This is a genomic window from Burkholderia sp. SIMBA_051 (assembly GCF_046534915.1).
GTDB lineage: Bacteria > Pseudomonadota > Gammaproteobacteria > Burkholderiales > Burkholderiaceae > Burkholderia > Burkholderia ambifaria.
In genome coordinates, this window is record NZ_JAWRXS010000016.1 from 170662 (window position 1) to 177942 (window position 7281).

The 7281-nt window shown below is 68.4% G+C and carries 6 protein-coding genes and 1 pseudogene; 2 read left to right on the forward strand and 5 right to left on the reverse strand.

The window, feature by feature from the left end; all coding sequences use genetic code 11:
* Positions 1-7: 7 nt before the first annotated feature.
* From SB771_RS31170 to SB771_RS31190, 5 genes are read right to left on the reverse strand one after another with little or no spacing between them, the layout of a single operon-like run.
* On the reverse strand, positions 8-1345 hold the full coding sequence (locus tag SB771_RS31170) for a hypothetical protein (protein ID WP_175662662.1): 1338 nt from the start codon (positions 1343-1345) through the stop codon (positions 8-10).
* The gene (locus tag SB771_RS31175; protein WP_175662661.1) at positions 1335-2096 is read right to left on the reverse strand and encodes an outer membrane lipoprotein-sorting protein; all 762 of its coding nucleotides are present in this window, start codon (positions 2094-2096) and stop codon (positions 1335-1337) included. The genes SB771_RS31170 and SB771_RS31175 overlap by 11 nt, the downstream gene beginning before the upstream one ends.
* Positions 2093-3310 (reverse strand): ABC transporter permease, encoded by a 1218-nt coding sequence (locus SB771_RS31180; RefSeq protein ID WP_175662660.1) that lies wholly within the window; start codon positions 3308-3310, stop codon positions 2093-2095. Before SB771_RS31180 ends, SB771_RS31175 begins: the two co-directional genes overlap by 4 nt.
* Complete coding sequence (locus SB771_RS31185; RefSeq protein ID WP_175662659.1) at positions 3282-4001, reverse strand: ABC transporter ATP-binding protein; 720 nt, start codon at positions 3999-4001, stop codon at positions 3282-3284. The genes SB771_RS31180 and SB771_RS31185 overlap by 29 nt, the downstream gene beginning before the upstream one ends.
* Positions 3998-5785, reverse strand: coding sequence for an AMP-binding protein (locus SB771_RS31190; protein WP_175662658.1), 1788 nt, complete (start codon positions 5783-5785; stop codon positions 3998-4000). The genes SB771_RS31185 and SB771_RS31190 overlap by 4 nt, the downstream gene beginning before the upstream one ends.
* 380 nt (positions 5786-6165) lie before the next feature.
* Here SB771_RS31190 and SB771_RS31195 point away from each other — a divergent pair, with 380 nt between their 5' ends.
* Together SB771_RS31195 and SB771_RS31200 are read left to right on the forward strand one after the other, a co-directional pair.
* Positions 6166-7113 (forward strand): fatty acid desaturase family protein, encoded by a 948-nt coding sequence (locus tag SB771_RS31195; protein WP_175662657.1) that lies wholly within the window; start codon positions 6166-6168, stop codon positions 7111-7113.
* Between the two features lie 43 nt (positions 7114-7156).
* Positions 7157-7281: pseudogene (locus tag SB771_RS31200) on the forward strand (ferritin-like domain-containing protein); the annotation flags it as partial.

Here is a 7281-nt window from a genome sequence, read left to right on the forward strand (position 1 = left end):
GTTCCTGTCAGAAGCGCACGCGCACGGCGGCGTCGATTCGGGTGGCGAGACCGACCATCCGGTACTCGGAGTGGCTGTCGGAGAACGCGTGCGACACGGCGACGTCGACGCTCACGAGCTTGTTCACGTCGGCGACGACCTGCGCGATCGCGAGCAAGCCCTTGTCCTGTGGTGAATAGACGCCGCGCAGCGAATACTCGACGCGGCCGATCTTCTTGCCGAGCCGCGCGAACAGGTAGTCGCGCAGGTTGCCGTCGACGCTGACGAAGTTCGCGGTGCCGCCGAGGCCGGCCAGGGCCGCGCCGGGCGCCGCGGGCAGCAGCGCGTTGTTCGCGTGCACCGCGCCGACCATCCGGCGCCATTGGCTCGCATCGAAGCGCGCTTCGTCGTGCGACCACTCGACGATCAGCGACAGGTTGCCGGGCAGCGCGCTCTGCATCCCGAGCGCGCTGCGCCACATGTACTGGCGATCGTTGCGGCGGTCGACGGCGTCGTACGCGGCCGGCGCATCGAGCGGCGTGCCGTTCGCGATGAACGCGGGCAGCGGCCGCGTCGTGCCGCGCTCGACCCACGCGCTCGCATAGACGGTGTTCGAACTCGCGACGTCGAACGACAGCGTCGCGCCGGCGCCGCCGCGGCCCGCGTGACGGCCGACGAGCAAGGCGGCGGAGCCGCCCGACCCGTTGTACGCGCCGCGCACGAGCTGCGTCGCGCCCTCGACGTCGCGGTTGTCGACGTCGTTGCGCAGCGTGCGGTTCTGGCCGGCGATGAACTGCAGCGTGGTCTGCTCGCCGGCCCATTTCGCCTCGACGAGCGGCGTGCCTTCGACGTCGCCGTAGCGGTCGTAGATGTCGGCCGTCGCCGCGCGCTTCTGGAAGAAGCCGAGCGGGAAGAACGCCTGCGACGTATCGAGCGTGTCGATCCGCTTGCCGGCCGTCAGCGTGATCCCGTTGTCGAACGCGTAGCGCACGCCGACCTCGTTGAAGCGGGTGGCCTGCGCGCCGAGCGAGTGGTTGCTCGCGACGACGCGCGCATTCATGAACAGGTTCTCGCCGTCGATGCGCGCGAGCACGCCGGCTTCCTGCTGGTTGCGCGGCTCATCGCCGATCAGGCTGCCCAGCAGCGCGTGGCCGTCCATGCTGTCGACCGAGCGCGCGTACGCGATGCCGTTCAGGGTGCTGAGCTGTTCCATCAGCGATGCTCCGTGCGCGAAGGAGCAGCCGAGCGCGAGCGGCACGGCAAGTGCGGCACCGTGCCAGCCGCGGCGGGTGCGGCTGGCGCGATGGTGCGATCGGCGAGGGCGGTCACGATGAACGTCGGCATCGGCGTCGTACTCACTGACCATCGGCGAGCGTGTCGGGGTTGAACCAGCCCGACGGAATCCGGTGCGGCCCGCCGTCGAGAATGTCGACGACGCTCGCGCGCTGCTTCTCGATCTCGTTGCGATACGTGATCTTGCGGATCACCTTGCGGCCGTTCGCATCGACCGGCGCCGAGAAATCGGCGCTGCGGAACAGCAGGCCGCTCGCGAGGAAGAACTGCGCGCGCACCGGCACATCGGTGTCCGGCACGACCCACAGCTTGATGGTCGGATAGACGTTGTCCGGGTCGGTCGCGGTGAGGTCGAGCTCGGTGGCCGGCTTGCCGGCGATCGTCGTCGTGCCGGGCGCGGTGCTCGCGCGATAGCTGTCGGCCCAGTGCGTGCGCGTGATGTCGCTGATCACGACTTCGCCCTGCAGCCGCTGCATCCCGTTGATGCGCACCGCGCTGCGCGTGTTCGGCACGTAGAACCAGTGGCCGCGCGTCGTCGCCAGATACTTCTGGCCGTCGTTCTCGCCGCTGCGGGTCAGCGCGAGCGTGTCGCCGTTGCCGCGCGTGTAGACGAGGTAGCGCGTCGCGTCGCCGGACTGGCCGCCGACGACATTCGTGATCTCGATGTTGGTCTGCGTATCGGCAGCCGTGCTGCGATACGCATCGGCGCGGGCGAGCATGGTCTGCGCGGTGCCCGGCGCGTCCGACGCGCGGGCGGCCGGTGCGCACGCAACCATCGTGGCGAGCGCGGCGAGCGTCGCGCGAATGAGGCGAATGCGGGTCATGGGGCGAGTCCTTCGAGGATGTTGCGTTTGGCGAGCCCGAGCGTCGCGAGTACCGCGGCAGCGACGCCGAGCACGACGAACGCGCATTCGACGGCGGCGATGGCGGCCGGCGACACCGCGAATTCGAGCAGGATCGGCTTCACGCGGCCCGGCGGGGCGGGCAGGTGGATCTGCGCATGGTTGAGCGCGACCATCGCGAGCAGCGCGACGGCGATGCCGGCGGCGGCGCCGAGCAGGCCGAGCAGCGCGGTCTCGCGGATCAGCACGCCGCGCACCGTCGACGCCGGCACGCCGAGCGCGCGCAGCGTGGAGATTTCGCGGCGACGCTCGACGATGCTCATCAGGATCCAGTTGCTCATCGACAGCAAAATCGTCACGCACAGAATCGCGCCGAACACCGAGAACTGGTTCCTGTACAGCGCGACGACCTGGTGATAGAGCGACACGAGCTGGTCCCAGGTCCGCACGTCGAGTTGCGGCAGCGCGGCGCGCAGCGTCGCGGCGGCGGCCGGCGTGTTCGCGGTGTCCGACAGGAACACCGCGATGCGCGACGCGCGGTCGGTGCGCAGCAGCGCCTGCGCCGCGCCGAATGTGACGTCGACGATCCGCTCGTCGACATCCTTGTTGCCGGTGCTCATCACGCCGACGATCTGCGCGTCGGTCGCGTTGATCCCGCCGTGCGCGGTCGACGCCATCAGTTGCACGACCGAGCCGACATGCACGCCGAGCTTGCGCGCGAGCTCCGCGCCGACGACCACTTCGGTGCCGGCATTCGTTGCGGACAAATAGCGGCCCGACAGCACCGTGTGATAGTCGAAGAAGCCGGGCGGCTCGCGGTTCGGCTCGACGCCTTCGCCGACGAAGCCGTAGCTCAGGTCGCCGTTCGACACGAGCCCGTCGAAGTCGATTCCGCGTGCGGTGGTCGCCACGCCCGGCAGTTTCGCGACGGCCTGCGCGGCGGCAGCCTGTTCGTCGGCGGTGAGCCCGTACTGCAGCGGACGCTCGCCGATCAGGTCGAGATAGCCGTGGTGCAGCACCTGCACGTGGCCGACGCCGCTGTCGATCGACCCTTCGCGCACCGCGTCGAAGGTCGCGATCACGTAGCCGAGCGCGACGCTCGACGCGAACGCGGCGACGCCGATCATCGCCATCGTGAGCAGGGTCCGGCGCCGGTTGCGCCAGAGGTTACGCCACGCAAACGTCGACCAGTTCACGGTTCACTCCCGGTACGCCGTCGCGCATCTCGATGCGGCGAGGCAGGCGCGCGCACAGACGATCGTCGTGCGACGCAATCAGAAAGGCGGTGCCCAGCGTGCGGTTGGTGTCGAGGATCAGCTCCGCGACAGCCCGCGCGTTGGTGCTGTCGAGGCTCGCGGTCGGCTCGTCCGCGATCACGATCGCGGGTTCCTTCGCCAGCGCCCGGGCCAGCGCGACGCGCTGCTGCTCGCCGCCGGACAGCTCGCCGGGGCGATGGCGTTCGCGCGCGGCCAGGCCGACCGCGTCGAGCATCGCGCGGGCGCGCTCGCGACGCGTGCGCGGCGTGCCCCAGGCGAAGCAGCCGAGCTCGACGTTTTCGAGCGCCGACATCACCGGAATCAGGTTGAACTGCTGGAACACGAAGCCGATGCGCTCGCGGCGAATCCGTTCGAGCGTGTCCGGCGCATCGTCGACGCGGCGGCCTTCGAGCCAGCGTTCGCCGCTCGTCGGCACATCGAGGAAGCCGGCGAGGTTGAGCAGCGTGCTCTTGCCGCTGCCCGACGGGCCGACCAGCGCGACGACGTCGCGCGGGCCGATCGACAGCGTCGCGCCGCGCACCGCGACGACGTGCCCGGCGCCTTCGTACACGCGCGTGACGTCGCGCAGCTCGAGCACCGGCGGCAGCGCGGCGGTCTGAACGGCCGTCATGCGTACGCTCCTTGCTGAGCTTCGGCTCCGACGCCGGCCGCCGTCTCGCCCGGCGCGGCGATCATGGGCAGCGCGCCGGTCGCATACAGATCGCGACACTTCAGCCGCTGCAGCTTGCCGCTCGTCGTGCGCGGCAGCGAGCCGGGTTCGACGAAGCACAGATCCTGTGCGGCGAAGCCGATCCGCGACGCGAGCAGCTGCTGGCATTCGGTGCGCGTCTGCGGCGTGGCGTCGGCCGGCCGTGCCTCGATCGCGACGACCAGGCGTTCGGTGCCCGTCTGCGGATCGGGCAGCCCGAAGGCGATGCAGGTGCTCTTGCGCAGTGCCCGATGCGCGGCCAGCGCTTCCTCGATCTCGTGCGGGAAGTAGTTGCTGCCGCGAATGATGATGACTTCCTTCTTGCGCCCGAGAATATGCAGTTGACCGTCGGCGACGTAGCCGACGTCGCCGGTGCGGAACCAGCCGTCGGCGGTCAGCGGCGCGGCGATCGCGCCGTCGTCCGGGTTCAGGTAGCCGAGCATCACCGACGTGCCGCGAATCGCGACTTCGCCAACCGTGCGGGCCGCGAGCGGATGATCGCCGTCGTCGAGGATGCAGAACGCCATGCCTTCGATCGGCGTGCCCATCGCGAGCACGGTTTCAGTTTCCGCTTGCGGGTCGCGGTTGTCGTCATGCGTGACCGGTTGAGCCGCGCGTTGCTCGATCAGCGTGCGCCGGCCGATCGTGTCGGCGATCACGTACGGCGCACCATCGATCGCGCCTTCATGCCACGCACGGTGCATCGATACCGCGAGCGTCGATTCGGCCATCCCGTAGCACGGCTGCAGCGCCGATGCGGCGAGGCCATAAGGCGCGAACGTCGTGGCGAAATCGCGCAGTGTGGCTTCGTCCACGCGTTCGCCGCCGATGAAGATGTTGCGGCACGCGGACAGGTCGACGCCGTCCATCGCGGCCGCATTGAAGCGGCGCACGCAGTAGCGCAGGGCGAAGGTCGGCACCGACGTCGTGGTCGCGCGCGTCGACGCGATGCGCTTGAGCCAGCCGAGCGGGTTCCGGATAAAGCTGTTCGGCTGCATCATCAAGAGCGGCGCGCGGTAGTGGAGGTTCGACAGCAGCGTCAGCAGCCCCATGTCGTGATAGAGCGGCAGCCACGACGCGGTGCCGTCGCCGGCCGCGATGTCGAAGCGCACCGATCCGCCGATGCCGAGCACGTTCGCGATCACGTTCTCATGGCTGAGCACGGCCGCTTTCGGATGCGACGTCGAGCCGGACGTCAGCTGGACATGATGCGAATCGCGGCCATGCTTCGCGCTGATCAGCGCGCGCGCCCCGCTGTCCGCGGCCATCGACAGTGTCGCGAGATCGACCACGCGCGTCGACGCGGCCGGAAATGCAGCGTCGTGCCACGCGGCGGCCTGTGCATCCGCGGCGACGACGACGCGCGGACGATACCGCTCGCACGCGACGTCGACCACCTGACGCCCAGCCGTGGCGCGTCGTGCGGGAACCGGCACGGTGCACGGCAATGCGCCGATCATCACGCAGGCCATCATCGCGACCGCATGCTCGACGGACGCGGGCAGCGCGAGCATCACCATGTCGTTCTCGTGCACGCCGAGTTCGCGCAGTGCGCCGGCCTCGCGGAACACCGCTTCCGCGAAACGCCGGTACGTGATGCCGGCTTCGTTGCCCGCATCGTCGACGAACGTCATGCGATGCGTCGCACCGTCGACGTCCTCGAGCGATTCGATCAGGCGATGAATGGTGGATGCGCACTTCGTCACGAGGATTCTCCCGTTGCGGAACACGGCCGCTCGCGCCACGATGCCGGCGGCGCCGTTCGTCGAGTGAGGAGGATTCTTGCCGCATCGGCGCGACGCGACAAACGGAATCTATGCAGGCAATGCATGCGCGGCACGCATCCACGAGGTGAACGGTCGGTACGCATTCGACCGGTCGTCTAATTCACGATGTGGTGCGCTCATGCGCGGGCGTCATGCAATGCGTTCGGAAAATTCGTTTGTCCGCGGCATCGACTCACAGAAGAATTGCATCCCGGCGCGCGCCAGCGTTGCCGTGTCATGGTGCCGGGCAGGGTCCGGCCAAGGAGAGCGCTTTGTCCGTCACCTCACCGCTTGTCGCCCGTCAGAAATCGGCTACAGACATGAAGAGCCGCCCGAGCGGCGTGGTCTTCTCGCTGAAGCTGGCGGTCTACGTCGCGCTTCTTGCGCACGGCATGCTGTTCGCACTGTCTGCGTTCGTCATCCTGAAGATCGTCGGCGTGCTGCTGATCGGCGCGACCTATGCGCACGGCGTCGAGTTGCAGCACCAGGCGCTGCATTACCAGGGGTTCCGCAGCAAGCGGCTCAATACGGTGTTCGGCGTGCTGGTCGGCATGCCGATGCTGGTGTCGTTCCATGCTTACCAGGACAGCCACCTGCGTCATCACCGGTTGCTCGGCACGCCCGAGAACAAGGAATTCTTCAACTATGGCGACCAGTACGGCGCCAGCCCGGTCGTGAGCGTCGGACTGTGGGCGTGGCGGCTGTCGATGGCCGCGCACTATCTGCAGTTCGGGAAGAACGTCGCGAAACTCGTCGTGCCGGGCGCGCGCTTCGGCGACAACCCGCTCGTGTCGAAGGCGATTCGCCGCGATCATCTGCTGATGGTCGCGGCGATCGCGCTGCTGGCCGGCGTGTCGGTCGCGCTGCACACGTGGTTCGTCGTGTGGGTGTGGGTCGTGCCGCTCGTGCTCGTCGCGGCGCCGGTGCATGCGCTGATCGAGATGCCCGAGCATTACCGCTGCGAGCTGACGAGCACCGATCCGTTTCGCAACACGCGCACGATCGAGAGCAATGCATTCATGACGTGGTTCACCAACGGCAACAACTATCATGTCGAGCACCACATGATGCCGAACCTGCCGATCGAGCGGCTGCACGATCTGCACGGCGTGATCGCGCTACGTATCCGTTATTACCACCGCACCTATCGCCAGTTCTACTACGCGTTGCTGCGCGGCCGGCTGGCGCCGCGCACGGTGGACGACGACGCGGACGAGCGCGAAGCCGATGCCGACGCGGCCGCGTCGGCCTCCACGCAGTCGGCATGAGTGCCGCGCGGCCGGTCACGAACCCGAACGCTTCCCGATGACGGTGACGACGATGCTCTATCCGGAACTTTTCAGATCGCTCGAGGCCGTGCGCTGGGACATGGAGAAGGACATTCCGTGGGACAAGTTCGACGCTTCGCTGCTCACCGACGAGCAGGCGAAGACGAT